Source organism: Actinoplanes sp. NPDC051470, from assembly GCF_040682035.1.
GTDB lineage: Bacteria > Actinomycetota > Actinomycetes > Mycobacteriales > Micromonosporaceae > Actinoplanes.
In genome coordinates this window covers 67645-91277 of the sequence record NZ_JBFBAA010000005.1, presented here as the reverse complement: position 1 = coordinate 91277, position 23633 = coordinate 67645, and the positions used below count along the sequence as shown (strand labels likewise).

The 23633-nt window shown below is 70.6% G+C and carries 26 protein-coding genes and 2 pseudogenes; 15 read left to right on the top strand and 13 right to left on the bottom strand.

What is annotated here, in order from left to right:
* The first annotated feature begins 389 nt into the window (after positions 1–389).
* The 6 genes from AB0M54_RS11545 to AB0M54_RS11520 all read left to right on the top strand — a co-directional run bounded on the left by AB0M54_RS11545 (position 390) and on the right by AB0M54_RS11520 (position 3771).
* Positions 390–836 (top strand): DUF6232 family protein, encoded by a 447-nt coding sequence (locus AB0M54_RS11545; RefSeq protein ID WP_364322498.1) that lies wholly within the window; start codon positions 390–392, stop codon positions 834–836.
* Between the two features lie 116 nt (positions 837–952).
* Entirely contained in the window at positions 953–1939 is a 987-nt protein-coding gene (locus AB0M54_RS11540) for a helix-turn-helix transcriptional regulator (RefSeq protein ID WP_364470506.1), read from the top strand.
* A gap of 59 nt (positions 1940–1998) precedes the next feature.
* A complete protein-coding gene (locus AB0M54_RS11535) occupies positions 1999–2190 on the top strand; it encodes a DUF397 domain-containing protein (protein ID WP_364322502.1) in 192 nt (63 codons plus the stop codon).
* Between the two features lie 184 nt (positions 2191–2374).
* Positions 2375–2560, top strand: a complete 186-nt coding sequence (locus AB0M54_RS11530) for a DUF397 domain-containing protein (protein ID WP_364322504.1) — start codon at positions 2375–2377, stop codon at positions 2558–2560.
* Positions 2561–2627: 67 nt separating this feature from the next.
* Positions 2628–3170 (top strand): DUF6226 family protein, encoded by a 543-nt coding sequence (locus AB0M54_RS11525; RefSeq protein WP_364322506.1) that lies wholly within the window; start codon positions 2628–2630, stop codon positions 3168–3170.
* 31 nt (positions 3171–3201) lie between these two features.
* Positions 3202–3771 (top strand): DinB family protein, encoded by a 570-nt coding sequence (locus AB0M54_RS11520; protein ID WP_364470504.1) that lies wholly within the window; start codon positions 3202–3204, stop codon positions 3769–3771.
* Here AB0M54_RS11520 and AB0M54_RS11515 read toward each other — a convergent pair.
* The 3 genes from AB0M54_RS11515 to AB0M54_RS11505 all read right to left on the bottom strand — a co-directional run bounded on the left by AB0M54_RS11515 (position 3744) and on the right by AB0M54_RS11505 (position 6061).
* Entirely contained in the window at positions 3744–4919 is a 1176-nt protein-coding gene (locus AB0M54_RS11515) for a geranylgeranyl reductase family protein (RefSeq protein WP_364470502.1), read from the bottom strand. The two genes, AB0M54_RS11520 and AB0M54_RS11515, sit on opposite strands and share 28 nt — an antisense overlap.
* 57 nt (positions 4920–4976) lie before the next feature.
* A complete protein-coding gene (locus AB0M54_RS11510) occupies positions 4977–5528 on the bottom strand; it encodes a type 1 glutamine amidotransferase domain-containing protein (protein WP_364322511.1) in 552 nt (183 codons plus the stop codon).
* 86 nt (positions 5529–5614) lie between these two features.
* Positions 5615–6061: a DUF2231 domain-containing protein gene (locus tag AB0M54_RS11505; protein ID WP_364322513.1), complete on the bottom strand. Its 447-nt coding sequence runs from the start codon at positions 6059–6061 to the stop codon at positions 5615–5617.
* A gap of 442 nt (positions 6062–6503) precedes the next feature.
* On the opposite strand from AB0M54_RS11505, the gene AB0M54_RS11500 reads away from it, so the two are divergent.
* Positions 6504–6914, top strand: a complete 411-nt coding sequence (locus tag AB0M54_RS11500; protein WP_364470500.1) for a DUF6232 family protein — start codon at positions 6504–6506, stop codon at positions 6912–6914.
* A gap of 60 nt (positions 6915–6974) precedes the next feature.
* On the opposite strand, the gene AB0M54_RS11495 is transcribed toward AB0M54_RS11500, so the two are convergent.
* Genes AB0M54_RS11495 through AB0M54_RS11480 form a run of 4 tightly spaced genes read right to left on the bottom strand, consistent with a single transcriptional unit; the run spans position 6975 to position 10798 of the window.
* Positions 6975–8174: an MFS transporter gene (locus AB0M54_RS11495; RefSeq protein WP_364470498.1), complete on the bottom strand. Its 1200-nt coding sequence runs from the start codon at positions 8172–8174 to the stop codon at positions 6975–6977.
* Positions 8141–9409, bottom strand: coding sequence for an MFS transporter (locus AB0M54_RS11490; protein ID WP_364470496.1), 1269 nt, complete (start codon positions 9407–9409; stop codon positions 8141–8143). The genes AB0M54_RS11495 and AB0M54_RS11490 overlap by 34 nt, the downstream gene beginning before the upstream one ends.
* 12 nt (positions 9410–9421) lie before the next feature.
* The gene (locus AB0M54_RS11485; RefSeq protein WP_364322521.1) at positions 9422–9910 is read right to left on the bottom strand and encodes an NUDIX domain-containing protein; all 489 of its coding nucleotides are present in this window, start codon (positions 9908–9910) and stop codon (positions 9422–9424) included.
* Between the two features lie 9 nt (positions 9911–9919).
* Positions 9920–10798 carry a Ku protein gene (locus tag AB0M54_RS11480; protein WP_364322523.1) on the bottom strand — a complete coding sequence of 293 codons (879 nt, stop codon included), beginning with the start codon at positions 10796–10798 and terminating at the stop codon, positions 9920–9922.
* A 102-nt stretch (positions 10799–10900) separates the two neighbouring features.
* On the opposite strand from AB0M54_RS11480, the gene ligD (AB0M54_RS11475) reads away from it, so the two are divergent.
* The 4 genes from ligD (AB0M54_RS11475) to AB0M54_RS11460 are packed head-to-tail and all read left to right on the top strand — an operon-like array spanning position 10901 to position 13549.
* On the top strand, positions 10901–11830 hold the full coding sequence (ligD, locus tag AB0M54_RS11475; protein WP_364322666.1) for a non-homologous end-joining DNA ligase: 930 nt from the start codon (positions 10901–10903) through the stop codon (positions 11828–11830).
* Positions 11820–12734 (top strand): non-homologous end-joining DNA ligase, encoded by a 915-nt coding sequence (ligD, locus tag AB0M54_RS11470; protein ID WP_364322525.1) that lies wholly within the window; start codon positions 11820–11822, stop codon positions 12732–12734. The genes ligD (AB0M54_RS11475) and ligD (AB0M54_RS11470) overlap by 11 nt, the downstream gene beginning before the upstream one ends.
* A gap of 33 nt (positions 12735–12767) precedes the next feature.
* Positions 12768–13109: a PadR family transcriptional regulator gene (locus AB0M54_RS11465; protein ID WP_364322527.1), complete on the top strand. Its 342-nt coding sequence runs from the start codon at positions 12768–12770 to the stop codon at positions 13107–13109.
* Positions 13106–13549, top strand: a complete 444-nt coding sequence (locus AB0M54_RS11460; protein ID WP_364470493.1) for a hypothetical protein — start codon at positions 13106–13108, stop codon at positions 13547–13549. The genes AB0M54_RS11465 and AB0M54_RS11460 overlap by 4 nt, the downstream gene beginning before the upstream one ends.
* Before the next feature lie 4 nt (positions 13550–13553).
* Here AB0M54_RS11460 and AB0M54_RS11455 read toward each other — a convergent pair whose 3' ends face one another.
* Positions 13554–15215 (bottom strand): DNA repair helicase XPB, encoded by a 1662-nt coding sequence (locus AB0M54_RS11455; RefSeq protein WP_364470491.1) that lies wholly within the window; start codon positions 15213–15215, stop codon positions 13554–13556.
* Positions 15216–15310: 95 nt separating this feature from the next.
* Entirely contained in the window at positions 15311–17707 is a 2397-nt protein-coding gene (locus tag AB0M54_RS11450) for a helicase-associated domain-containing protein (protein WP_364470489.1), read from the bottom strand.
* Between the two features lie 79 nt (positions 17708–17786).
* On the opposite strand from AB0M54_RS11450, the gene AB0M54_RS11445 reads away from it, so the two are divergent.
* The 3 genes and pseudogenes from AB0M54_RS11445 to AB0M54_RS11435 all read left to right on the top strand — a co-directional run.
* Positions 17787–17984, top strand: coding sequence for a hypothetical protein (locus AB0M54_RS11445; RefSeq protein ID WP_364322535.1), 198 nt, complete (start codon positions 17787–17789; stop codon positions 17982–17984).
* 97 nt (positions 17985–18081) lie between these two features.
* Positions 18082–18717, top strand: coding sequence for an HAD hydrolase-like protein (locus AB0M54_RS11440; protein ID WP_364470487.1), 636 nt, complete (start codon positions 18082–18084; stop codon positions 18715–18717).
* A 42-nt stretch (positions 18718–18759) separates the two neighbouring features.
* Positions 18760–18930 (top strand): annotated as a pseudogene (locus AB0M54_RS11435) (cold shock domain-containing protein); the annotation flags it as partial.
* Between the two features lie 143 nt (positions 18931–19073).
* Here AB0M54_RS11435 and AB0M54_RS11430 read toward each other — a convergent pair.
* From AB0M54_RS11430 to AB0M54_RS11420, 3 genes and pseudogenes are all read right to left on the bottom strand, one after another.
* Positions 19074–19947, bottom strand: a pseudogene (locus AB0M54_RS11430) (1,4-dihydroxy-6-naphthoate synthase).
* A gap of 73 nt (positions 19948–20020) precedes the next feature.
* On the bottom strand, positions 20021–20632 hold the full coding sequence (locus AB0M54_RS11425) for a futalosine hydrolase (RefSeq protein WP_364470485.1): 612 nt from the start codon (positions 20630–20632) through the stop codon (positions 20021–20023).
* Complete coding sequence (locus AB0M54_RS11420; RefSeq protein WP_364322541.1) at positions 20629–22437, bottom strand: MFS transporter; 1809 nt, start codon at positions 22435–22437, stop codon at positions 20629–20631. Before AB0M54_RS11420 ends, AB0M54_RS11425 begins: the two co-directional genes overlap by 4 nt.
* A gap of 95 nt (positions 22438–22532) precedes the next feature.
* Between AB0M54_RS11420 and AB0M54_RS11415 the strand changes: the two genes are divergently transcribed.
* The gene (locus AB0M54_RS11415) at positions 22533–23363 is read left to right on the top strand and encodes a DUF3027 domain-containing protein (RefSeq protein ID WP_364322543.1); all 831 of its coding nucleotides are present in this window, start codon (positions 22533–22535) and stop codon (positions 23361–23363) included.
* A gap of 9 nt (positions 23364–23372) precedes the next feature.
* Here the strand turns inward: AB0M54_RS11415 and AB0M54_RS11410 are convergent, their stop codons facing one another.
* The gene (locus tag AB0M54_RS11410) at positions 23373–23579 is read right to left on the bottom strand and encodes a DUF2530 domain-containing protein (RefSeq protein ID WP_364322668.1); all 207 of its coding nucleotides are present in this window, start codon (positions 23577–23579) and stop codon (positions 23373–23375) included.
* Positions 23580–23633 lie beyond the last annotated feature (54 nt).

Below are 23633 nucleotides of genomic sequence, written 5' to 3'. Positions count from 1 at the left end.
GCGTCGCCGCAGGCTGATCTTGGTCGACTGGGGTGGCGGTTCGGGCACGACCCTGATACCGCCCCGCCGGGAGCGGCGTTTCGCTGCCGAGCCTGGCGGCTCGTTCTCGCTGGTCACGCCCTGATCACCGATCACCAGGCAGGTTGCTAGTGCGCCATCTGCCAGGTGGCACATTGAACGGTGGCGTTCAGCCACCCCCGCATGCTGTACTGAGTTCAGGCACAAACGGGCGGAACATCGAGGGGGAAGAAAAGGACGGCACCCGGCGGCAACCGGGTGCCGTTACTGCCTCCGCACATTTCCGCTCTCCGACTCAGCGAGGTGGGAATTCTCTCCGTGCCGCTCAGCGGCCCTTTCCTTCCTCGACCAGGAGCGAAAAGGGGAACGCCATGCGCACCTATTACCGTGGACCCGACGCCTTCGTGACCGCCGACAACTTCGTCTGGCTCGGCACCACCCCCAGGATCGTTCCGGTACGCGAGCTGCGGGCGATCCAGCGCGTCGAGCAGACCGCGCGGGCCCGCTTCGCGGACGCCCTCCTCGTCGCGTCGGCCGGTCTGGCCGCGCTCGCCGGGGCGGCCGGACTGACCGCCGGGGCGGTGGCCGGCATCCCCCTGGCCGCACTCGCCGTGTCGGCGGCCGTCGTCGCCGTCTGCAGTCGACAGATGTCGAGCGCCCGCGTCTACCGCGTCGTGGCGACCGTCCGCGGCGCCCGCACCACCGTCTACGAGAGCCGCGACCTTCGGGTGTTCAACCAGGTCACTCGCGCTCTCCGGCGCAGCCTGGAGAACGGCCGCCGGGACCACTCGGACCACCGCCTCGCCGCCGCCTCATGATCACCGTCGGGCTCCACCGTGTGACTCATCTCGTTTCGGTGAACCCAAGAAGCTTCCGCATCGTTTCCATGTAGAGTGACCGCGACCTCGCTGCCTGCCAACAGGCAAGCAGCGAGGTGGCAGATTTGCTGGATCTCTTCAACGGCGAAGATGAAGGAGTCATGGCCGAGGCCGTCCCGCCACCCGTGTCGCCCACCGTCGCGCGTAGACGCGTGCGGCTGGCGCTGCGTGAGGCGCGAGAGGCCGCGAACCTGACCCAACTCGAGGTCGCTGAAGAGATGGAATGGTCTCTCAGCAAAGTCATTCGCATCGAGAATGGCGATGTCAGCATTTCACCGAATGACCTTCGGCCGTTGCTGAGTTACCTGAAGATCAAGGATCGGGCGCAAATCAGTGCGCTGATCGGTGATGCGAAAATTGCTCGATTGCGTCAGCATGTCGCGTGGTGGCAAGACGCCTCCTTCCGCGACATAAGTCCGCAGTTGCGGCAATTCTTCGAGTACGAGTCGGTCGCCGTCGCGGTCCGCACCTTCAATATCAGGTATTTCCCCGGGGCCTTGCAGCTGCCCGAGTACGCGCGTGCCCTCACCGGCCCGTTCGCGGACGAGGCGCAGCCGTTCTCGGGGGACCCGCTTTCCGCGGACCGGGTAGAGGCGGTGATCGAGGCTCGGCGGTTGCGTCGCGAGGCGATGCTGAGCCGGCTCGGGTCGATGGAGTACCGCACCGTTCTGGACCAGGGCGTGTTCCTGCGCTCGACGGGCGGTCCGGCGGTGTTCGTCAGGCAGCTTCGCGAAATGCAGCGCCTGGCGACCGAAGATCTCATCCGCATGCGGATGTTGCCCTTCGACCTCGATGTGCCCATCGCCAACAATGCCAGCTTCGATCTGCTGTCGTTGGGCGGTGTCGGGCCCGGCAATGAGGTCATGTATCGAGAGAACGGAATCACCGACGAGATCATCGAGGACAAGAACGCGACCTCGAGGCACCTGCAGCGTTTCGAACAGCTGTGGAAGGTGTCCCTCGACGAGGACGAGACTGCCACGTTCGTGGGAGACCGAATCTCTTATCTCGAAAACATGATCAGCGCCGGTGACGACGCGTAATCTTCTTTTATATACACCCTGGCACCGAACGGTGCCCTCCTTGAACCGGAGACCACAGAGTGACTGTTGTCGAGCCGAAGTGGCTGAAGAGCTCCAGCTGCAGCGGGGGCAGCTGCGTCGAGGTTGCGAAGGTCGCGGACCAATACCTGGTCCGTGACTCGAAGAACCCGGAGACTGCGCCGCTTCACTTCACCGCTGACGAGTGGAAGGCCTTCGTGCAGGGCGTCAACGCCGGAGAGTTCCGCTTCTAGTCTTAAAAAACGGGCGTCCGGACCTCGGCTTCACGGTCGGAGACGCGGATCGGACGCCCGCAGAAAAGCGCATAGCGGTTCTTTGTCGTGAAACATCATAGAACCGTCTATTCATTCATGTTCATCGCTGCTTGATCATCAGGGTGTCGCTTACCGTGGAACGCGGAGTCACGGAGGAGGCACGATGATCCAGTCGCAACAACAGCCGATCTGGCGCCGCAGCAGCAGGTGCCAGGGTGGTGACTGCGTTGAAGTGGCGAAGCTCGACCATCACGTTCTGGTGCGAAACTCCGCCGATCCCGAGGTCGTGGTGACGTTCACCCACGCCGAATGGGCCGCATTCCTCGACGGCGCGCGCGAGTTCCGCTGATCCCCGGGCCGGCGGACGTGTGCCGAACCTGGCCGGACGACACGCGCGCGACGGCATACTTGCTCTGATGAGAGACGGCGACGGCAAGCCTGAGGAGTATTCCCGGGTCACCAACCCGGGACGCTTCGCCATGCTGCACGACGCGGCCGAGCACGTGCTCGCCGAGCTGACCGAGCAGTTCACCGTCGAACGCCGGGAAGCGAAGGAGCCGCTCGGCGCCGAGCTCTACCGGACGGTCCGTCTGGTTCCTCGTACCCCGGCAGCAGCGCCGCTGGCGATCGCCTTCACCGACTTCCCGAGCGTGGTGCTCCGGTTCGGGCGGTGGTACGAGGAAAGCCTGCCGAACTGTGGCTGCGACGCGTGCGGGGAAGAGCCCGACGCGCTCGCCGACGCGCTGCGGGCCCAGACGTCGGCGCTGGTCGAGGGCGGTCTCTGGGAGCGGGTGCGCCGGGGCGTCGGTGGTTCGTGGTCCGAGGTGCGCCTGATCGGCCCCGACCTGAACGTCCGCCGCGAGACCCTGCTCGACACGGCCGCGGCCCGCTCGGCCCGGCGCGAGGGCTTCGCCGCGGCCGTGCAGTGGGCGCCCTGGACCCGCCGGTCGATCTCCTGAATTGTCAGACCCTGGTGATAGACCGGACCCCATGGATTGGGTACGCGCCATCGCGGTCGACCAACTCGGTTTCTACTGGGACTACACGCTCATGCCACGGTTGCGGGGCCTGAGCGACGAGGAATACCTGTGGGAGCCGGCGCCCGGCGCCTGGTCGGTGCGTCCCGACGCGGCGGGCAACCAGGCCGCCGACGAGGCGCAACCTGGCCAGGAACCCGACCCGCCCCCGGTGACCACGCTGGCCTGGCGGATCAATCACATCGCGGTGGGCTGCTTCCACACCCGGGCCAGCACGTTCTTCGGTGACGGCAGCGTGCCCGCCGACGCCGACATGTTCGACCCGCGCCACCGGCCGGTGTCGCTGCCGGCCACGGCGGTCGGCGCGATCGAGTTCCTGCAGCGGTCGTACGAATGGTGGCGTGACGGCCTGCTGTCCATGGACGCGGCGGCGTTCGAGGCGCCGCTGGGCCCCCGGGCCGCGTTCTTCGCCGAGCAGAGCATGGCCCAACTGGCGCTCCACCTGAACCGCGAGACGTTCCACCACGGCGGCGAGATCGGCCTGCTCCGCGACCTCTATCGGGCGGGCTTCGCCGCGGCCTGATCGCCGTCGCCGCCGAGCAGGCCGACCGCGACCCGGATGGGGGAGCGCTGAAGGACGGCGGCCATCGACAGGTCGCCCTGGCAGAAGCTCTCGAAGGCCCGCCAGCCCATCGGCGTGGCCATCGCGGCGTGCACCAGATGACGGTGCCGCGAGAAGACGCCGAGCAGGCGGTGGCCGGCCGTCATCTCGGGGACCAGGTGCTTGCGGACCAGGGCGGGATAGCCGTCCAGCGCCCCGACGCCCTGCTCGGCGGCCCGGGCGGCCACTTCGCCGGCCCAGGCGCCGGAACGCAGGGCGTAACTGATGCCCTCGCGGGTCCACGGCTCGAGCAGGCCCGCGGCGTCGCCGGCGACCAGCACGCGGCCGCGGGTCAGCGGGGCGTCCGGCGTACGGCAGCGGGTCAGGTGGCCCGAGTCGCGGCGCACGTCGCGACCGTTCAGGCCCAGCGTGGACAGGAACTTGGTCAGGTAGTCCTTGGTCTCGGCGCCCTTGCCCTTGGCCATGATCACGCCGACGGTGAGCTCGTCGTCCTTGGGGAAGACCCAGCCGTACGAGCCGGGCTCGGCGCCCCAGTCGAGCTGGACCCGGCCGCGCCGCGCCTCCCGGTCTTCCCGGGTCGCCGCCAGTTCCACCTCGAGGCCGAGGTCTTGCTGTTCGAAGGCGACGCCGACGTAGCGGGAGGTGACACCGGCCGAACCGTCGGCCCCGATGACCACCCGTGCCGTCAGCGAGACGCCGTCGCCGAACGTCACGGTGGCCGACTCGGCGTCCTGGTCGAGCGCGCGCACCTGGGCGTTCTGCAGCACCTTGGCGCCGGCCGACGCGGCGGCCTCGAGCAACGCGTGGTCGAACTCGTCGCGCCGGACCATGGTCAGCAGCGGCCTGGCCGACTGCCGGGTGAAGGCCCGATGACCGTCGTCGGTGAAGGTGATCGACGAGATCGAGTCGCGGCTGGGCACCTGGATGCGGGGCGCGGCCAACGCGAGCGACGTGCCGATCAGGCCGCCACCACAGGTCTTGTAACGAGGGTGTTCGGCCCGGTCGATGAGGATGGTGCGGGCACCGGCCGCGGCGGCGGCCCGCGCCGCCGCCAGCCCGGCCGGGCCGGCCCCGACGACGGCCACGTCGAAGTCCGGCTCAGCGATCACCCTGAAGAGTCTAGGGCCGATGGATGTGGGGCCGGGAGACCGGCCCCACGGACCGCATCACGCGTGCGCGGGCTGGCTGATCTGATCGAGCATCGCGTCGCAGAACGCGGGCAGATCGTCCGGTTTGCGGCTGGTGACCAGGGTGTCGTCGACGTGGACCTGCTCGTCGACCCAGGTCGCGCCGGCATTGGTCAGATCGGTGCGCAGGCTCGGCCAGCTGGTCAGCGTCCGGCCGTCGACCACGCCGGCCTCGACCAGCGTCCAGGGGCCGTGGCAGATCGCCGCCACCGGCTTGCCCGAGGTCACGAACTCGCGGACGAACCGGACCGCGTCGGCGTCGGCGCGCAGGAAGTCCGGGTTCGCCACACCGCCGGGCAGCACCAGCGCGTCGTACTCATCGGGGCTGGCGTTCTTGACCTCTTTGTCGACCGGGTAGGTGCCGGCCTTGTCCATGTGATTGACGGCCTGGATCTCGCCCGACTTGATCGACAGCAGTTCGGCCGAGCCGCCCGCGGATTCGACCGCCTTCCGCGGCTCGGTGTACTCGACCTCCTCGACGCCGTCGGTCGCCAGGAACGCCACCCGCTTGCCCTTGATCGAAGCGGTCATCTCTCCTCCTCGATTGCGCTTGTCCTACCTTCCTTGCGTGCCCGGGAGGAAAGGTGGCAAACCAGATCCGGTATGGATCCGGGAGCTCAGCTGCGGCGGGGAGCGAGCGCGGGAACCGAGCGGCGGTTGGCCAGCTCGCCGGCGAACCACGCGGCGTAGAACGAGCCGGTCAGCGCGAGAACCTCGACCGCGAGAATGCCCCAGCCGGCGACCCGGTCGGGGGACTGCATGCGCAGCATCAGGACGACCGTGAAGACGATCAGCACACCCATGTGCATCAGGTTGCGCAGGACACCCGCCCGCTTGGCCCGCCCGTTGCGGACGAACACCACGTCGATCGCGGCGGCCAGCACGACCAGGATGCCGCCGATCAGGCCGGCCAGGATGTTCCAGTAGGCGAGCTGCCCGATGATGGCGGGGGCGCCCAGGTTGTTGGCCAGGTCGAAGAGGACGGCCATAGTGAACAGTCCCAACGGGAACATGATCAGGACCGGGTGGATAGCCTCGCCGGCGATCCGGAGTCGACTTTCCATGGGTTGACCAGCCTCCCCAGCTGTTCGCGATCCAAGGTCGTCAGTGGCCGTACCCGTGCCCATCTCTGGTGAAACCCGACGTCAGGTGACTCACGCTGTCATTCTCCCCCGCGACCGCCACCGGCCCCAGAGAATTCACCCGATCACGTTTGCCCAGCTCACTCTGGGTCTCTTTGGAGAGTACGCCGACTTGGCCTGTACGCAATCTGCAAGGTGGCAGGTTGATGTGTAGCGGACAGCCGGGTAGCCGTGCTGTACTACAGGCAGGCAACAGGGCGGAACTCGAAGGGAAGACAGCAAAGGCACCCGGCGGCAACCGGGTGCCTTTGTCGCCTCTGAGCTCCGTGCGGCAGTTGCAACGAGCGAGGCGGGGAATTCTCTCTGCGCCAATGGTGGCTCGCTGTTCCCTCTCCTCGCAAGGAGTCCGGGGAAGGAGTTCGCCATGCGCACCTACTACCGTGGGCCTGATGTCGTGGTGACCAGCGAGTTCTTCGTCTGGCGCACCATGCCGGGGAAGATTTTCGCGATCCGCGAGCTGCACGACGTCGGCATCACGAACACCGCCGTCGACCGCAGCCGGCCGCCCACCGTCCAGACCGCCACCGGTTCGGTGGCCCTCGCCGTGGCCATCTGGCCCGTGGTCGAGACCCCCGCGATGATCGCGCTGGGCCTGCTGGCCATCAGCATCCCGGGCATCGCCGTCCACGCCTGGTGGCGTTGTCGTCCGCGCCTCTGGGAACTGCACGCGACCTACCGCGGCGACGGCGTGATCCTCTTCGCGAGCACCAACGCCCAGGTGTTCAACCAGGTCGCCCGGGCGCTACGCCGAGCGATCGAGGAGTGGAACGACTGACGCGAACACGGATGCCCGGGTTGCGACGCCCGGGCATCCGGGCATCGGTCGGTGACGCCGTCAGTTCTTGCGGGTGGGGTCGAGGGGGCGGATCACCGAGGCGACCATCAGCGAGACGGCCAGCAGGGCGGCCACGGCGATCAGGCCTTTCTGGACGGTGATGTGGTCGCCCAGGAAGCCGATCAGTGGGGGGCCGCCCAGGAAGGCGCAGTAGCCGACCGAGGCGACCACGCTCACCCGGGCCGCGGCTCGGGCCGGATCGTCGGAGGCGGCGCTCATGCCGACCGGGAAGCCCAGGGAGGTGCCCAGGCCCCAGAGCAGGGCGCCGGCGACGGCGATCGGCAGGGCGGTGCCGAAGACGAACAGGGCCAGGCCGGCCAGGGCGATCAGGGCCAGGACGCGGACCACCGGGACCCGGCCGTAGCGGTCGAGCAGGCCGGGGCCGAACCAGCGGCCCACCGTCATCGCGGCCAGGAAGATGGCGTAGGTCAGGGTGCCGCTGGTGACGGCCGCGCCGTAGTCGTCGATGACGGCCACCGCGATCCAGTCCACGCCGGTGCCCTCGGCGAAGGCGAAGGCCAGCACGAACAGGCCGACCAGCAGGGTGCGGGGCTCGATCCAGGCGGCCAGGACGGACGGCTTCGGGCCGGCGGCCGGGTCGGCGGCGGAGACGGGATCGGTGTCGGGCACGAAGCCGCGGACGGCCGCGATCACACAGGCGGCGATGACCAGGCCGAAGAAGATCAGGTGGGCCGTGACCGAGATGTCCAGGGCGAGCGTGGCGGTGCCGGTCAGGGCGCCGGCCACCGTACCCACGCTGAAGCCCGCGTGGAACCGGGACATGATCGACCGGCCGATCTTCTGCTCGACCACCGCGCCCTGGACGTTCATCGCCACGTCCCAGGCGCCCTGGGCGAAGCCGAACCCGAAGAGCGAGATGACCACGGGTACGACGCCGAGGTGGTAGCCCAGCGCGATGCCGGTCATCGAGACGCAGAGGACGACGGCCATCGCGGTGATCGTGAGCCGCGAGCCGAACCGGGTGACGATCGTGCCGGCCAGCGGCAGCGCGACGATCGAGCCGCACGCGATGGCCAGCAGCACCAGGCCCAGCCGGCTCGGTGTGAGGTCGAGGCCGTCGCGGACCTGCGGGATCCGGGTGGCCCAGCTGGACATGGCCCAGCCCGAGCCGATGAACGCGACGTAGACGGCCCGCGTCGCGGCCCTCACCCGGGTGTCGTCGTGGACCGTGCCAGCCATGCCTCGTCCTCCGCCTTCTTGCGCGCGATGCCGTCCTTGCCGTCGTACCGGACGAACTTGGGCAACAGGGCGGCCAGGACGGCCGTACCCACGATGCAGAGCACCCCACCCACCCAGATCGAGCCGGCCACGCCCAGGCCGGTCCGGGCCATCGCCCCGGACCGGACCTGACCGAGCAGCGGACCGGTGGTGTACGACAGCATCTCGATGCCGGCCAGCCGCCCGCGCAGGTGGTCGGGGATGGTCTGACTCCAGATGATCGCCCGGAAGATGCCCGAGATCATGTCGGACGCGCCGGCGAAGGCCAGGCAGAACAGGGTGAGCCAGAGCCAGTCGGACAGGCCCGCGCCGACGATGCCGAGGCCCCAGCAGGCGGCCGCGATGACCACCATCAGCCCGTGCCGGTGCACCCGGCCCGACCAGCGTGAGGTGAGCGTGGCCAGCATCGACCCGGCAGCCGGGGCGGCGTACAACAGACCGAGGATCTTGGGCCCGCCGAGCTGGTTGGCCAGGAACGGGTAGAGCGCCTGCGGCATGCCGAAGAACATCGCGTTGACGTCGATCAGGTAGGTGCCGAGCAGCTCGGGGCGGCTCCGGGCGTAACGCAGGCCGGTGACCACCGAACGCAGCGACGGGCGGTCGGCGTCGCCGGGCGGCGGCACCGCCCGGACCAGCGTGATGCAGACCAGCGACACAGCGAAGGTGAGCAGGTCGAACGCGTACACCCAGGCCAGGTCGATGGTGGCGATCAGGATGCCGGCCAGCGCCGGGCCGGCCAGCTGGGCCACGTTGTACTGCAGCGACTGGAGCGACATGGTGGCCGGGATCTGCTCGGGCTCGACCAGCCGGGGGATCATCGCGTCCAGGGCGGGCCGGGCCAGCCCGCCGAACGTCGCGGCGAGCGCGGCCACCACGTACAGCAGCCAGAGGTGGGGCTCGTCGGACAGGGCGTTGAGCAGGAGCACGCCGCACAGGGCGGTCTGGGCGATCTCGGCCAGCCGGACCAGCAGCTTGCGGTCCACGAAGTCGGCCAGCGCCCCGCCGACGAAGCTCATCACGATCAGCGGGACCAGCTCGCAGACGCCGAGCAGGCCGACCATCAGCGGGTCGTTGGTGATCGCGGCGACCTGGAACGGGATCGTGACGTAGGTGATGAACGACCCGAAACCCGAGACCGCGCCGGCCGTGAACATCAGCCGGAAGTCGCGGGACGTGCGGAGGGGCGAGAGATCCATTCCCAGCATGGGCTACTTGAGCACCAGCCGGCCGGTCGACTCGAACGTGGCCAGGTCGGCCAGGGTCTCCTCGATGATGAACGACCGTTCGCCGGGCAGCGCGTCCAGCGGGAAGAAGCCGGCGTCGATCGTCTCGTCGGTCGCCTTGAGCAGCTCACCCTCCCAGGTGTGGATCCGGAAGGCCATCAGGATCTGCTGGTACGCGTGCCCGTAGTCGTTGACGAACTGCGCCCGCGAGTAGAAGGCGAACGGGGTCAGCGACGTCGCGGTGAGACCGGTCTCCTCCCAGGTCTCGCGGATCGCGCACTCCTCCATGCTCTCGCCCAGCTCCATCGCGCCGGCCGGGATGGCCCAGCGATGGTTGTCGGAGCGCTGGATCAGCAACAGACGGTTCTGGTCGTCGATGATGACACCGCGTGAGGCGACGAAGAGCAGCCGCTCGTCATCGCCGGCGAAGGCCCGCTGACGGCCCAGGTATGACTCAGCCCAAGACAATCCCACGCCGCAAGATTAAGCGGACTTCTTGGCGGCGCGCTTGGCCGGAGCGGCCTTCTTGGCGGCGGTCTTCTTGGCCGCGGTCTTTTTCGCCGGAGCGGCCTTCGGAGCTTCACCGCGGGCCGCCTTGGCCCGCTCGACGCTGGCCTTGAGCGCGGCCATCAGGTCGACCGCGGCGGCCGGCTCCTCGTCGGCCTCCTCGGGCGCGACCACCTCGCGGCCCTCGACCTTGGCGTCGATGACCTCCTGGAGCGCGGCCCGGTAGTTGTCGGTGAACTCCTCGGGCTTGAAGCTGCCGGCCATCGAGTCGATCAGCGAGCTCGCCATGGCCAGCTCGGCCGGCCGGGTCTCGATGTCTTCGTCGAGGAAGCCGAAGTCGACGCCGCGGACCTCGTCGGGCCAGAGCATCGTGTTGAGGACCAGCACGTCGTCGCGGACCCGGAGGGTGGCGAGCTGTTCCCGCTGGCGGATGGCGATCTTCACGATGGCCACCCGGTCGGCGTCCTGGAGGGCGTCGCGGAGCAGCACGTACGGCTTGGCCGCCTGGCCCTCGGGCTCGAGGTAGTACGCCTTGGCGAACATGATCGGGTCGATCTCGTCGGCCGGCACGAACTGCAGCACGTCGATCGCCCGGGACGTGGTCAGCGGCAGGTCGGCGAAGTCGTCGTCGGTGAGAATGACCATCTCGCCGCCGCCGATGTCGTAGCCCTTGGCGATGTCGTCGTAGGTCACCTCCTCGCCGTCGACCGAGCAGGTGCGCTTGTACTTGATCCGGCCGCCATCGGTGCGGTGCACCTGATGGAACCGGATGTCCTTCTCCTCGGTCGCGGAATAGAGCTTCACGGCGATCGACACCAGGCCGAACGAGACCGCGCCTTTCCAGATCGCACGCATGTCTGCCACCTAACCTGTTTGCGCTGCTCGGATCAAGGATGGCAGCCCGCCGAAGCTGACGTAAGTGCTTATGGTGATCAGGTGCCGGCCCCGCTGTCCCCGATGCTCGCGACGCCGGGCCCGCTGCCGCGCGGGCCCGGCTGGAGCTACGAGTTCAAGTGGGACGGCGTCCGGGTGATCGCGGCCTGCGGGCAGGAGCCGCCCCGGCTGTACGCGCGGTCGGGCACCACGGTGACCATCGCATATCCGGAAATAGCATCTTTACGGCTGCCGCCGGACACGCTTCTGGACGGCGAGATGGTGGTGATGGACGCGCGTGGCGTGCCGTCGTTCACCGCGCTGGCCGAGCGGATGCACGTCCGGGACCGGAACAAGGCGGCCTCGCTGGCGGCGACGCTGCCGGTCACGTACATGATCTTCGACCTGCTCCGGCTGAACGGCGAGGACCTCAAGAAGCAGCCGTACGCGGTCCGCCGCGAACTGCTCGAGGATCTCGACCTGGCCGGCCGGAACTGGATGGTCCCGCCGGTCTTCACCGACGGCGAGGCGACCTCGGCCGCGGCCCGGGAGTACCGGCTGGAGGGCGTGGTGGCCAAGCGGGTGGGCACGCCGTACACGCCGGGGCTGCGGTCGCCGGACTGGGTCAAGGTGAAGTTCGAGCACACCGGCGACTACGTGATCGGCGGGTGGCGGACCGGGGCGCGGCGGCTGGGCGGCCTGCTGGTCGGCTCGCCCGGGCCGGACGGCCGGCTGCGCTATCGCGGCCGGGTCGGCGGCGGGATCAGCGGCGCGTCGGAGCGGGAACTGCTCGAGGTGCTCGCCCCGATCGCCGCCGAGAAGTCGCCGTTCCCGGCCGGGGCGGTGCCCCGGGAGGATGCGCGCGGCGCGCACTGGGTACGTCCCGATCTGGTGGTCGAGGTCCGCTACGGCAACCGCACGCCGGACGGCCGGCTGCGGTTCCCTCGATTCCTGCGGCTGCGCCCGGACAAGGGTCCGGCCGACTGCTACGAGGAGGATGACGATGGCTCCTGAGCAGCGCAAGACGTACCCGGTCACGATCGAGGGCCGGGACCTGGAGCTGTCCAACCTGGACAAGGTGATGTATCCGGCCGCCGGGTTCACCAAGGGTGAGGTCATCGACTACTACACGCGGCTGGCCCCGCTCCTGCTGCCGCACCTGGAGGGCCGGGCGCTGACCCGGATCCGCTTCCCCAACGGCGTGGACGGCGCGCATTTCTTCGAGAAGAACAAGCCGGGGGGTACGCCGGACTGGGTGCACACCGAGCGTCTGCCGGTGCCCGGGTCGACCAAGTCCCGGGAGACGATCGACTTCGTCGTGGTGGACGACCTCGCGACCCTGGTCTGGGTGGCCAACCTGGCGTCGCTGGAGCTGCACACGCCGCAGTGGCGGGTCGGCGAGAACCCGGACCTGATGGTGGTCGACCTCGACCCGGGCGCGCCGGCCGGGCTGCAGGAGTGCTGCGGGGTGGCGGTGCTGATGCGCGACCGGCTGGAGGCGGACGGGGTGGCCGCGTACCCGAAGACCTCGGGCAAGAAGGGCATGCAGTTGTGCTGCCCGATCTCCGGTGAGCAGGACGCCGAGGAGGTCTCGCTCTACGCCAAGAAGGTGGCCGAGGAGCTGGCCGCGATGGTGCCCAGGTCGATCACCGCGAAGATGGCCAAGAACCTGCGGCCGGGCAAGATCTTCATCGACTGGAGCCAGAACGCCGCGGCCAAGACCACGGTCGCGCCCTACTCGCTGCGGGCCCAGCCCGCGCCCACCGTGTCGACGCCGCTGACCTGGGAAGAGGTCGAGGCGATGGGTACGGGTGACGCGGAGGCGCGCCAGTTCGAGGCGGATGAGGTGCTGGAGCGGGTCGACGAGTTCGGCGACCTGCTCGCGCCGCTGCTGGAGCGTGGCCCACAGCTGCCCTAGGCGTACCTTGCGTCGCAAGGTACCGTGTCACGCATGACCGACGTCGCCCAGCTCGCCAGCAGTCTGCGCCGCGGAACCCTGGAGTTCTGCGTCCTGGCCATGGTCGAGCGGGAAGACATCTACGGCACCGAGATCGTCCGCCGGCTCGGTGAGGAGCGCAGCCTCGCCAGCACCGAGGGCACGATCTACCCGCTGCTGTCCCGGCTGCGCCGGGTGGGCTGGCTGAACAGCAAGTGGAGCGAGTCGCCGGCCGGGCCGCCCCGGCGGTACTACTCGCTCACCGACAGCGGGCGGGCGGCGCTGAGCGCCTTCCGCGCCGAGTGGACGTCGTTCCGGCAGACCGTCGACCGACTCGTAGGGACCGGTGGGGCATGAGCATTCAGAAGACCGATGTGGTGGGCGAATACCTGCGTGAGGTCGAGCTGCGGCTGAGCGGGCTGCCGCTGCTGCAGCGCCACGAGCTGCTGGCCGACCTCTCGGCGCACATCGAGACCGCCCGTGAGCGGGGCGCGTATTCGGACAGCGAGATGATCGAGGTGCTCCAGCGGCTGGGCAGCCCCGAGGCGATCGCGGCCGCCGCCTACTGGGAGGCGGGGCCGCAGCCGCCGCGGGCGACGCCCACACCGCCGCCGCCGCCGGCGCCACGAGGCGGCGTTCCCCCCTGGGTGATCTTCATGATCACCGGGATCTTCGTGGTCTTCCTGCTGGGACTGGGCGCGGCGGTGGCCATGGTCCGGGTGAGCGACGCGCCCGCGCCCGCCCAGGACATGGTGGAGCAGGCCCCGGTCAAGCCGGACCCGCTGCCGACCCGCTAGCGGGTCAGTCGATCTGCGGCAGCGGCGGGCCGAGCACGTCGTCGGCGTCCACAATGGTGTACGCGTAACCCTGCTCGGCCAGGAACCGCTGTCGGTGTGCGGCGTACTCGGTGTCGATGGTGTCCCGGGACACCACGGTGTAGAAATGCGCCTGCCGCCCGTCCGCCTTGGGCCGCAATACCCGGCCGAGCCGCTGCGCCTCCTCCTGGCGTGACCCGAACGTGCCGGACACCTGGATCGCCACCGCCGCCTCGGGCAGGTCGATGGAGAAGTTGCCGACCTTCGACAGCACCAGCGTGCGCAGCTCACCGGAGCGGAACGCGTCGAACAGCCGCTCCCGCTCCTTGTTCGTGGTCGAGCCCTGGATGATCGGGGCGTCGAGGTATTCGCCGAGCTGGTGCAGTTGGTCGAGGAAGCCGCCGATGACCAGCACCTGCTCGTCCGGGTGTCGATTGACCAGGGCGCGGACCACGGGCAGCTTGGTGCGGGCGGTGGCCGCCACCCGGTAGCGCTCCTCGGCGTCGGTCACCGCGTACGCCATCCGCTCGGCCTCGGTCAGCGTGACCCGCACCTCGGTGCACAGGGCGGGCGCGATCCAGCCCTGCGCCTCGATGTCCTTCCACGGCGCGTCGTAGCGCTTCGGGCCGATCAGCGAGAACACGTCGCCCTCGCGGCCGTCCTCGCGCACCAGCGTCGCGGTCAGCCCGAGCCGGCGGCGGGCCTGCAGGTCGGCGGTGAACCGGAAGATCGGCGCCGGGAGCAGATGCACCTCGTCGTAGATGACCAGGCCCCAGTCGCGGGCGCCGAACAGGTCGAGGTGGGTGAACGCGCCGCCGCGCCGCGAGGTGAGCACCTGGTATGTCGCGATGGTGACCGGGCGGATCTCCTTGCGCTCGCCGCTGTACTCACCGATCTCGTCCTCGGTCAGCGACGTGCGGGCGACCAGCTCACGCTTCCACTGCCGGCCGGCCACCGTGTTGGTGACCAGGATCAGCGTGGTCGCCTTGGCGGTCGCCATCGCCGCCGCGCCGACCAGCGTCTTGCCGGCGCCACAGGGCAGCACGACCACGCCGGAGCCGCCGGCCCAGAAGCCGTCGACGGCCTCCTGCTGGTACGACCGCAGGGTCCAGCCGTTTTCGGCCAGCGCGATCTCGTGGGCCTCGCCGTCCACGTACCCGGCCAGGTCTTCGGCCGGCCAGCCCAGCTTGAGCAGCGCCTGCTTGAGGCGGCCCCGCTCGGAGGCGTGCACCATGATCGTCTCGTCGTCGATCCGGGCGCCGAGCATGCCGGCCAGCTTCTTGCTCTTCGCCACCTCGATCAGCACGATCCTGTCGAGGCCGCGGAGCACCAGGCCGTGCCCGGGGTCGTTGACCAGCTGGAGCCGGCCGTACCGGTCCATCGTCTCGGCCACGTCGACCAGCAGGGCGTGGGGCACCGGGTAGCGCGAGAACTTGATCAGCGCGTCGACCACGCCCTCGGCGTCGTGCCCGGCGGCCCGCGCGTTCCACAGGCCGAGCGGGGTCAGGCGGTAGGTGTGCACGTGCTCCGGGCTGCGCTCCAGCTCGGCGAACGGCGCGATGGCCATCCGGCAGGCCTGGGCATCCGGGTGGTCGACCTCGAGGAGCAGGGTCTTGTCGGACTGGACGATCAATGGTCCGCCGCTCACTTAGCAGCCTCTCCACTGGGTGTTGAAAAAGACCCTCCAGTCTGACACGCCGTCCTCGGCCCCGCCGCCGCCCATAGACCGGACCAAAAACATTTTTATTGCTCCTCGGGTACGGCTGCGGTGATGCGATGCAGGGCGAACGTGTGCAGCGTCTCGGTCCGGTCGTCCTCGGCGCGCAGATAGCCCGCGCTCACCGACACCGGACGGACCAGCCTGGACAGCGTCGCGCCGTGCGAGTCGACGTACCCGACCCAGACCCGCGTCTTCTCACGCACCGCCTTCTCGAGCATCGCCATCGCCTGGCTGTGAGCCTGCACCGCGGTCAGGCCGGGCACCCCCGCCCCGGTCGAGGCGCGCACGCTCACCGGCGCGCGGCGGGCCGCGCGGGTCGCGATGTCGCCCTTGCGGATCTGTTCGACCACCCCGGCCAGGCGGGGCCCGGCCAGCTGCGGGGCGCCGGCCTGGTGGTCGGCCAGCCTCACCGAGAAGGGGGTACGCGACGGAGCGCGCCGAACCTTCGGCCGGCTGAGCACCGCCGACCCGCCCGCGTCCTCGGCGACCGGCGCGTAACCGGCATCTCGCAACGCGCCCAGCAGCCGGCTCACCTGATGGGGGCTGACCAGCACGGTCGGCGCCAGCCGGCGCAGGCCCAGCGTGCTCAGCCGCTTGTCGGCCAGCACCTCGGCCACCAACGCCTCGTCGTCGCTGCGCAGGTAGCCGCCGGCCGAACCGGCCCGCAGACCGCCGTGCTTGCGGGCGGCGTCGTCGATCAGATAGGTCAGCGCCTGCGGCACCGGCGTCCGCGACCGGCGCCGGAACAGCGCGTGCACGTCGGTGGCGGAATACCCGACGTCGAGCGCCCGCCGCACGCTGGCCGCGGTCACCCGGCGCATCGCCGCCGACTCCTTCTCGGTCAGCACGTCGAGCTCGGTGGCCAGCTCGGGCTCGGGCGGGCCGGGCACCACGACCGACAGGTCGGCCTGCACCAGCACGTGGTCGACCGGGGCGGGCAGCAGGCCGTCGAGCGCGCGGACGGTGTCGGTGGCCGGTTCCGCGCCCAGCGGGTCGCCGTCCTCGGGGTCGAGAAGCAGGCGGGCGTACGAGGTGAGCGCGTTCCGCCCGGTCACCCCGAGCAGGGCGGCGTTGTCCAGGGCGTCCCGGTGCACCGCCTCGCGGCCCCGGGCCCGGCGTGGCGCCTGCCAGAACAGCAGTCCCAGCACGTCCTCGACCGGCGGCGCGGTGCCGGTGGGCAGCGCGGCCAGAGCCATCAGGGCCTCTCGCCGGGCCTGTGGCGCCGCCGGCCGCTCGGCCTCGGGGGAGAGCGCGGTGATCGGGCGGTCGCGTTCGTCGCGCTGCCCGACCAGACCGGACTGCCGGGTCATCATCAGCCACGCGCGGGCCAGGGCGGTCCAGCGCTGGGCGATGCTCTGCGCCTTCCACAGGTCGTAGGCGCCGGTGGGCAGGAAGATCTCGTCGCCGCCGCCGGCCAGGGACCGGCCGTTGCCGCTGCGGTCGGCCTCGCCGAGCAGACCGGTCGCGTGGGCCACCTCGAGCATCAGGGCCGCGGTCGGCTCGTCGACGTTCACCTCGCGGACCAGCCGCTTCAGGTCACGGACGCCCAGCCCGCCCGCCTTGAGCACCGGCGCCGGATCGGCGGCCAGCGCCTCCAGCAGGCTCTCGGTCGTGCGTACCGCCTCGAGGGCCTGCCCCGCGCCGGCCGCGTCCACCGCCTTGCCGTCCCGCACCGGGGTCTCGGGCGCCGGCGGACAGGGCCGGAGCAGCCCCAGCGGCCCGGTCTCGCGGCGCAGCAGCATGCCCACCTCGCGAGGCAGCTCGACCAGCTCGCCGTCCGGCCGCGGCGACCGGCCCGCCTCGGACACCCGCACCAGCAGGTGGTGATCGATCAGCCAGCGCACCGGCTCGGACACCACGCCGTCATGGGCGCTGCGGCCGCCCAGCGCGCCGATCGGGGGGCCCGCGGCCAGCCGGTCGAGCACCTTGCGGGCGTCCGGCGTGGCCTCCATCACGGTGCGGCGCAGCTTGGCCCGGTCGAGGCAGAGCCCGGCCGCCGACGGATCGAGGTAGTCGGCCGGCCGGCCCAGGCCCGCCGGGTACGGCGACGTCACCTCGTCCACGGCGCCGACGATCTGCAGCGCGTCTTCCGGCCCGTGCAGCAGGAAGCGGGCCCGGAGCCGGCCGATGGCCACCCGAACGTCGTCCGGCGGCGCCGACGCGGCCAGCTCGACGATCGCATCCGTCGAGGTCAGCGCGGTTTCCGGCGCCCGGCTGAGGCGCGCGGCATCGAGGATGGTCAGGGTGAACTCGTCCAGCGAGTCCAGGCAGCGTGCCACCGAACCCCGGGATTGTGCGCGCACGGCCAGTGCGGACACGTCCGAAGGCACCGGCACGACGAGGTCGGGGCGCAGCTGGATCAGCGCGCCCAGGGCCTCATCGGGCAGGGACCGGAGTTGATCGGCGAATGTCGTGGCCATCCCTTCCACGTTACTGGCCATGGGACGATGGTGGCGGGTCCAGCGTGGGCCCGATGTCGATCCTCGAGGGGGCAGTGGCGTGGAAGCACATCCGAAGGTGCCGGGCACCGAGGTGCGGGAGGGCGGTCCGAGCCGCGCCCGGTCGCCGAAGGAAGGCCACCTGGCCATCTCCGAGATCACGGCCGACAAGCCGGCGGCGCCCTCGCCGTTCGGTGACGACCAGACCTTCCCGCTGCCGGTCGACCAGCTGACCTACACCCCGACCCTGACTCCGTGAGCCAACGGGAAGCTGAGCTGCTTTCGTCATGCCCTTCTGGCCCTCGCCTGCGAGGCCGTTGTGAGGTGCGGCTGAGTGCCGCTCGGTGCAGTCGGTCATGACAGTCGGGTTCGACCTGGACATGACCCTGATCGACTCCCGGCCCGGCATCGCGGCGGCCTACCGGGCGCTGAGCGCGAAGACCGGTGTCCACGTCGACGCCGACCTCGCGGTCACCCGGCTCGGGCCGCCGCTGCGCACCGAGCTGCGCGAGTGGTTCCCGCCCGAGCAGGTGGAAGAGGCGGTCACCACCTACCGCGCGCTCTACCCGGCGTACGCGATCGAACCGGCCCTGCCCACCCCCGGCGCCGCCGCCGCGCTGAACGCCGTGCGCGCCCACGGCCTGCGCGTGGTCGTGGTCACCTCCAAGCTGGGCCGGCTGGCCGAGCTGCACCTCGACCACCTCGGCCTGGCCTACGACGAACTGGCCGGCGACCTCTTCGCCGAGGGGAAGGCCGCGGCGCTCACCGAGCACGGGGTCCGGTGGTATGTGGGTGACCACACGGGTGACATGGTCGCCGCCCGCACAGCGGGCATTCCGGGCATCGGCGTGGCGACCGGACCGTGCTCCGCCGCTGATCTCCGGGCCGCCGGGGCCTCCTACGTGCTCCCCGACCTGACCGGTTTTCCCGCCCTCCTGGACGAGATAACGGTTGGGAGTCGGACCGACACCTTGGATAGCCTGGAGACGTAGTTCTCCCCCCGGCGAAATTCTTGATGTGAGTTGAGGTCAGCGGTGCCCACGGGTCGAGTGAAGTGGTACGACGCGGCGAAGGGATTCGGGTTCGTCACCAGCGATGAGGGCGGCGACGTGTTCCTGCCCAAGGGCGCGCTCCCGGCCGGAACCGAAGAGTTGAGGACCGGTCAGCGGGTCGAGTTCGGCGTGGTCGACAGCCGAAAGGGCGCCCAGGCGCTGGGCCTGAAGGTGTTGGACGCGCCGCCGTCCATGGCCGAGCTGCGGCGCCGGCCGGTCGACGAACTGCACGGCATGGTCGAGGACATGATCAAGATCCTCGAGGCGAAGGTGCAGCCCGACCTGCGCCGTGGGCGTTACCCGGACAAGCGGTCGGCCCAGAAGATCGCGCAGCTCGTCCACGCGGTGGCCAAGGAACTAGAGGGCTAGGCCCCGGGTCGCGGGCGTGATTCCCGCCGCCGCCGCACGCCCCAGCAGGGCGTCGGCGGCGGCCAAACCCTCCTGGCCCAGGTCCAGCGTGAACTCGTTCACATACAGGTCGATGTGCTGCTTGACCACCTCGGGCTCCATCTCCTGGGCATTGGCCAGCACGAACTCTTCGCTCGCGGTCGGGTCGGCCCAGGCCATGCTCACCGACCGGCGGATCCACTCGGTGGCCTCGGCCGGATCGACGACGCCACGCTTGGCCAGGATGGCGCCCAGCGGAATGGGCAGGCCGGTGTCACGTTCCCACCACTCGCCCAGGTCTTGGATGGCGGTCAGGCCGAAGCGCGGGTAGGTGAACCGGGCCTCGTGGATGACCAGGCCGGCGTCGTAGGTGCCGTCGGCCACGCCGGGCATGATCTCGTGGAACGGGACGACCTCGATGTTCGCGGGCGGGCGGCCGGCCGACCAGAGGCGGAACAGCAGGTAGGCCGTGGTCCGGTCGCCGGGCACGGCCACCGTGGCGCCGGCCAGGTCTTCACGGCCGTTCGTCAGCACGAGCGGGCCACAGCCCCGGCCCAGCGCGCCGCCGCAGGGGAGCAACTGGTAGTCGTCGAGCAGCCATGGCAGCGCGGCGTAGCTGACCTTGACCAGGTCGTATTCGCCCTTCTCGGCGGCGGTGTTGGTGACGTCGACGTCGGCGAAGGTGAGGTCGATGGGTGGGGCGCCCTGGACTCTGCCGTGGACCAGTGCGTGGAAGACGAACGTGTCGTTCGGACAGGGGGAGACTGCCAAGGAGAGGGCCACGTTCGCGACCGTAGTCCTGTTTTTCCTGGGTCTCCTGGGTCTGTCTGCAACGCCACACTCTTGGTGGGTGGGTCTACCAGGGGAGGTTGGCTGCGGCTTGAGAGAGGGCGGTCAGGGCCTCCGGCAGGCGCCAGGCTTTGCGGTCTCGGGGGCCGATCAGGTTGGAGATGGTGCGTAGCTCGGCGAATGGCACGCCGGCCTGGGCGGCCGCTGTGGCCACGCCGTGGCCTTCCATCGCCTCGGCCAGCGCCTCGGGATGTGCGCCGGCCAGCCTTTCGGTTGTTTCGGCGGTTCCGGTCACTGTGGTCAGGGTGAGGATGTCGCCGGTCAAGGCCTGGGGCAGGGCGTTCTGCAAGGTCTTGAGGAGGGCCGGGTCGGCCGGCTGGGTGCTGGTGCCGAAGCCCAAGGTGTCGATGGGCAGGAATCCTTCTGGGGACTCGGCGCCCAGGTCGGCGGCGATGCTGCGGGCGCCGAGGATGGTGGCGGCCAGTGCGGCGCGGCCTGGGAAGGCGCCGGCTATGCCGGCGGACAGGACTGCCTCGTACGGCTTGAGGGCCAACCGGCGGGCTGTTCCCGCGGCTGCGGCGGCTGGGCCGGCGCCTACCGCGGCCACGTCGGCTCGGGACAGGCCGGCGCGGATGGCGGCCGCCTCGGGCTCCACGGCCGTGATGATCAGCAGGGTCATCGGTCGTCGTGGTTGGCGCCGTTGCCGTTGGGGCGGTCGGCTGAGCTGGGGCGGTAGACGTGGAAGCCGGGCGGGGCCAGGGCCGGATCGGGCTTGGCCGGAGGCGGTGGGGGCGGAGGCGGCGGGGGTGGGGTTGCTTTTGCCTTGTCCTTGTCCTTGCGTTGCCAGGGGCGGCGTTTCTTGGCCTCGGGCTGGTCGACCAGGGTGGGGTTGAGCTCGGTGTCGGGCTCGGGGCGGCGGGGGTGGTGGCGCACGGTTGTCTCGTCGCCGTGCTGAGGACGGGCGGGGGTTCTCTCGGCGGTTCTGGGGAAGGGGGGCATGGCGTCCTGGCGTGGAGTGACCGTGGGGGCGGTGGGCCAGGGGTCGGCGGGGAGGTTGCCCGTGCTGGGGCGGGCCGTCGGGTGGGGCGGGGCGGACGGGTCCGTCGGTGGCTCGGGGGTGGCGTCGGGGCGGCCGTGCAGGCGTTCGTGGCGCAGGCGGGTGGCTACGAAGGCGGCCCGGATGGCGGCGGCGGTGGCGATGGCGGCGGCCAGGGCCACGCCCAGGCGGCCGGTCAGCGGGATGATGCCGATGGCGCCGCCGATGACCCAGGCGATCATCAGGACGGTCTCGGAGTGGCCGAAGGCGCTGGCGCGGAGGCGCTCGGGGACCCGTTCCTGGATGCTGGCGTCGATCGCCAGCTTCGAGATGCCGCTGAAGGTGGCCGCCACCAGGGCCAGCAGCGCGACCAGGGCCAGGTTGTAGAAGACCAGGGCGATCACCGCGGTGCCGGCCGTGATGGTCAGGCCGGCCGACTGGAGCGCGGCCGGCCGGCGGATCTGCAGCCGGGTGCCGATCGCGGTGGACAGGAAGGTGCCCGTCACCAGGGCGCCGCCGACCAGGGCCACGGCGGCGGCGTCGCCGATGTCGCGGCCGAGCAGGGTGGTGCCGAGCTGGCCGGCCTTGATGGCGAAGGCGAAGTAGAGCAGCAGGAAGCCGTACAGCAGCCGCAGGCAGGCGCTGCCGATCAGGGCGTTGATGACGAGGGCGCCGGACAGCGGGCGGTCCGAGCCGCGGCGGAGGCGGAGGACCGTACGCAGCGGGCGGGGCATCTCTTCGGGCGGGTCGGAGTCGGCCTTGGCCGGCAGGCGCAGGGCGATGACCATGCCGACGACGAAGATGACGCTGGCCACGCGCAGCGACCACTGCGGGCCGAACCAGAACGCGGCCAGGCCGATCGGTGCCACGATGGCGCCGGCGAATGTACCGTAGACACTCGCTCTGGCCCCGACCTGCGACAAGCCGACCCCGGCGGGCAGCAGGCGGGGGACGGCCGCGGATCTCGCCACGCCGTAGGCGCGGGACAGGGCCAGCACGCCGAAGGCGGCGGGGTAGAGGCCGAAGCCGAGCAGGTTGTCGGAGATCACATAGGCCAGGAAGGCCCGGCCCAGCATGGTCGTGGCCAGGGCGTACCGGCGGCCGTGCCGGAAGTGGTCGAGCAGCGGGCCGACCACCGGGGCCAGCAGCGTGAACGGCACCATGGTGATGAGCAGGTAGAGGGCGACCTTGCTGCGGGCCTCGCCGAGCGGCACGTCGAAGAAGATGGTTCCGGCCAGGCCGATGGCGATCAGGGTGTCGCCGGCGACGGACAGCGCGTGCAGGTCGAAGAGCCGGACCATGCCGGCCTCGTTGTTGGCGCCCCGGGCCCGGGCGTCGCCCACCCGGCGGGTCGCCCACGCCCCGCCCCGCACCGACCCACGCACAAGCGCGCGGACGGCGCGGACCCCGGTTGCGAAGGTCTGCCCGAGCGTGGGAAGCAACGGCATGTGAACCATCCTGACTGATCGAAGCGAGAGAGTCGCGCCCCCCGCACATCGAATCCGGGGGAGTCGGTGCGTGGGGAGAGTCCCGGTAGGGGACAATGGGCCACGTGACCACCAGGACCACCGCCCGTGCCGCGAAGCTCGACCAGGTCTGCGCCGATGCCATCGGCGTGGCCAGGGGAGCGATCACCGAGGTCGATGCCGAGGACATCGGTGACCACCTGGAGGCGATTGCCGAGGGCGACCGCGTGGTGACCCACTTCTTCGACAGCCATCTGGCCGGCTACCGGGGCTGGCGGTGGGCGGTGACCGTGACCCGGGTGCCGCGCAGCCGGCACGTGACCGTGTGCGAGACCGTCCTGCTGCCCGGGCCCGACGCGCTGCTGGCGCCCGGCTGGCTGCCCTGGAACGAGCGGCTCCAGCCCGGCGACCTGGGCGTCGGCGACCTGATGCCGACCGCGCCGGACGACGACAGGCTCGCTCAGGGGTACGTGCTGAGCGACGACCCCGCGGTCGAGGAGGTCTCCTGGGAACTCGGCCTGGGCCGGTCCCGGGTGATGTCCCAGGAAGGGCGGATGGAGACCGCCCAGCGCTGGTACGACGGCGAGTCCGGCCCCGAGGCGGCGATCTCGACCGCGGCGCCACGCAACGCCCGCTGCGGCACCTGCGGCTTCTACATGCCGCTGGCCGGGTCGATGCGCGGCATGTTCGGGGTCTGCGGCAATCTCTACGCGCCGGATGACGCCCGGGCGGTCAGCGCCGACCACGGCTGCGGCGCACACTCCGAGACGATGCTGGGCAACGCCGAGGCGCCGGTCGAGGAACTGCCCACGATCTACGACGACTCCGAGGTGGAGGCGGTCGCGGTCAGCCGCCCGCACGGCTCGGTCGAAGAGTCGGAGCCGGCCGAGGACTACGGCCACTCCTGACCCGCGTCGTTACGAGTGCACCTCGAACTGCGGGTGTGACAGGGCCCGCCGGCGCCGCCGGTTGGCGTCGTGGCGCAACATCGTGAGCAGGCCGGGGATGCCCCAGATGAAGCCGGCCACGCAGGTCCACAGCCAGTAGCCGGGCGCGCCGGCCAGCCAGACCACGAGCAGGGCGATCGCGAACAGGGCCATGCCGCCCAGCGCGAACGGCACCATCGGCGGGTCCAGGGGCTCAGGGCGGGGCTTGGTCACGGCGACCAGGGTACGCGG

Bases quoted from the DNA above. Each gene is read 5' to 3' on its own strand.
- AB0M54_RS11545 (WP_364322498.1), top strand. From the start codon at position 390: ATGCGCACCTATTACCGTGGACCCGACGCCTTCGTGACCGCCGACAAC.
- AB0M54_RS11530 (WP_364322504.1), top strand. From the start codon at position 2,375: ATGATCCAGTCGCAACAACAGCCGATCTGGCGCCGCAGCAGCAGGTGC.
- AB0M54_RS11525 (WP_364322506.1), top strand. From the start codon at position 2,628: ATGAGAGACGGCGACGGCAAGCCTGAGGAGTATTCCCGGGTCACCAAC.
- AB0M54_RS11520 (WP_364470504.1), top strand. From the start codon at position 3,202: ATGGATTGGGTACGCGCCATCGCGGTCGACCAACTCGGTTTCTACTGG.
- AB0M54_RS11510 (WP_364322511.1), bottom strand. From the start codon at position 5,528: ATGACCGCTTCGATCAAGGGCAAGCGGGTGGCGTTCCTGGCGACCGAC.
- AB0M54_RS11505 (WP_364322513.1), bottom strand. From the start codon at position 6,061: ATGGAAAGTCGACTCCGGATCGCCGGCGAGGCTATCCACCCGGTCCTG.
- AB0M54_RS11500 (WP_364470500.1), top strand. From the start codon at position 6,504: ATGCGCACCTACTACCGTGGGCCTGATGTCGTGGTGACCAGCGAGTTC.
- AB0M54_RS11495 (WP_364470498.1), bottom strand. From the start codon at position 8,174: ATGGCTGGCACGGTCCACGACGACACCCGGGTGAGGGCCGCGACGCGG.
- AB0M54_RS11490 (WP_364470496.1), bottom strand. From the start codon at position 9,409: ATGGATCTCTCGCCCCTCCGCACGTCCCGCGACTTCCGGCTGATGTTC.
- AB0M54_RS11480 (WP_364322523.1), bottom strand. From the start codon at position 10,798: ATGCGTGCGATCTGGAAAGGCGCGGTCTCGTTCGGCCTGGTGTCGATC.
- ligD (WP_364322666.1), top strand. From the start codon at position 10,901: ATGCTCGCGACGCCGGGCCCGCTGCCGCGCGGGCCCGGCTGGAGCTAC.
- ligD (WP_364322525.1), top strand. From the start codon at position 11,820: ATGGCTCCTGAGCAGCGCAAGACGTACCCGGTCACGATCGAGGGCCGG.
- AB0M54_RS11465 (WP_364322527.1), top strand. From the start codon at position 12,768: ATGACCGACGTCGCCCAGCTCGCCAGCAGTCTGCGCCGCGGAACCCTG.
- AB0M54_RS11460 (WP_364470493.1), top strand. From the start codon at position 13,106: ATGAGCATTCAGAAGACCGATGTGGTGGGCGAATACCTGCGTGAGGTC.
- AB0M54_RS11450 (WP_364470489.1), bottom strand. From the start codon at position 17,707: ATGGCCACGACATTCGCCGATCAACTCCGGTCCCTGCCCGATGAGGCC.
- AB0M54_RS11440 (WP_364470487.1), top strand. From the start codon at position 18,082: ATGACAGTCGGGTTCGACCTGGACATGACCCTGATCGACTCCCGGCCC.
- AB0M54_RS11425 (WP_364470485.1), bottom strand. From the start codon at position 20,632: ATGACCCTGCTGATCATCACGGCCGTGGAGCCCGAGGCGGCCGCCATC.
- AB0M54_RS11420 (WP_364322541.1), bottom strand. From the start codon at position 22,437: ATGCCGTTGCTTCCCACGCTCGGGCAGACCTTCGCAACCGGGGTCCGC.
- AB0M54_RS11415 (WP_364322543.1), top strand. From the start codon at position 22,533: ATGGGCCACGTGACCACCAGGACCACCGCCCGTGCCGCGAAGCTCGAC.
- AB0M54_RS11410 (WP_364322668.1), bottom strand. From the start codon at position 23,579: ATGGTGCCGTTCGCGCTGGGCGGCATGGCCCTGTTCGCGATCGCCCTG.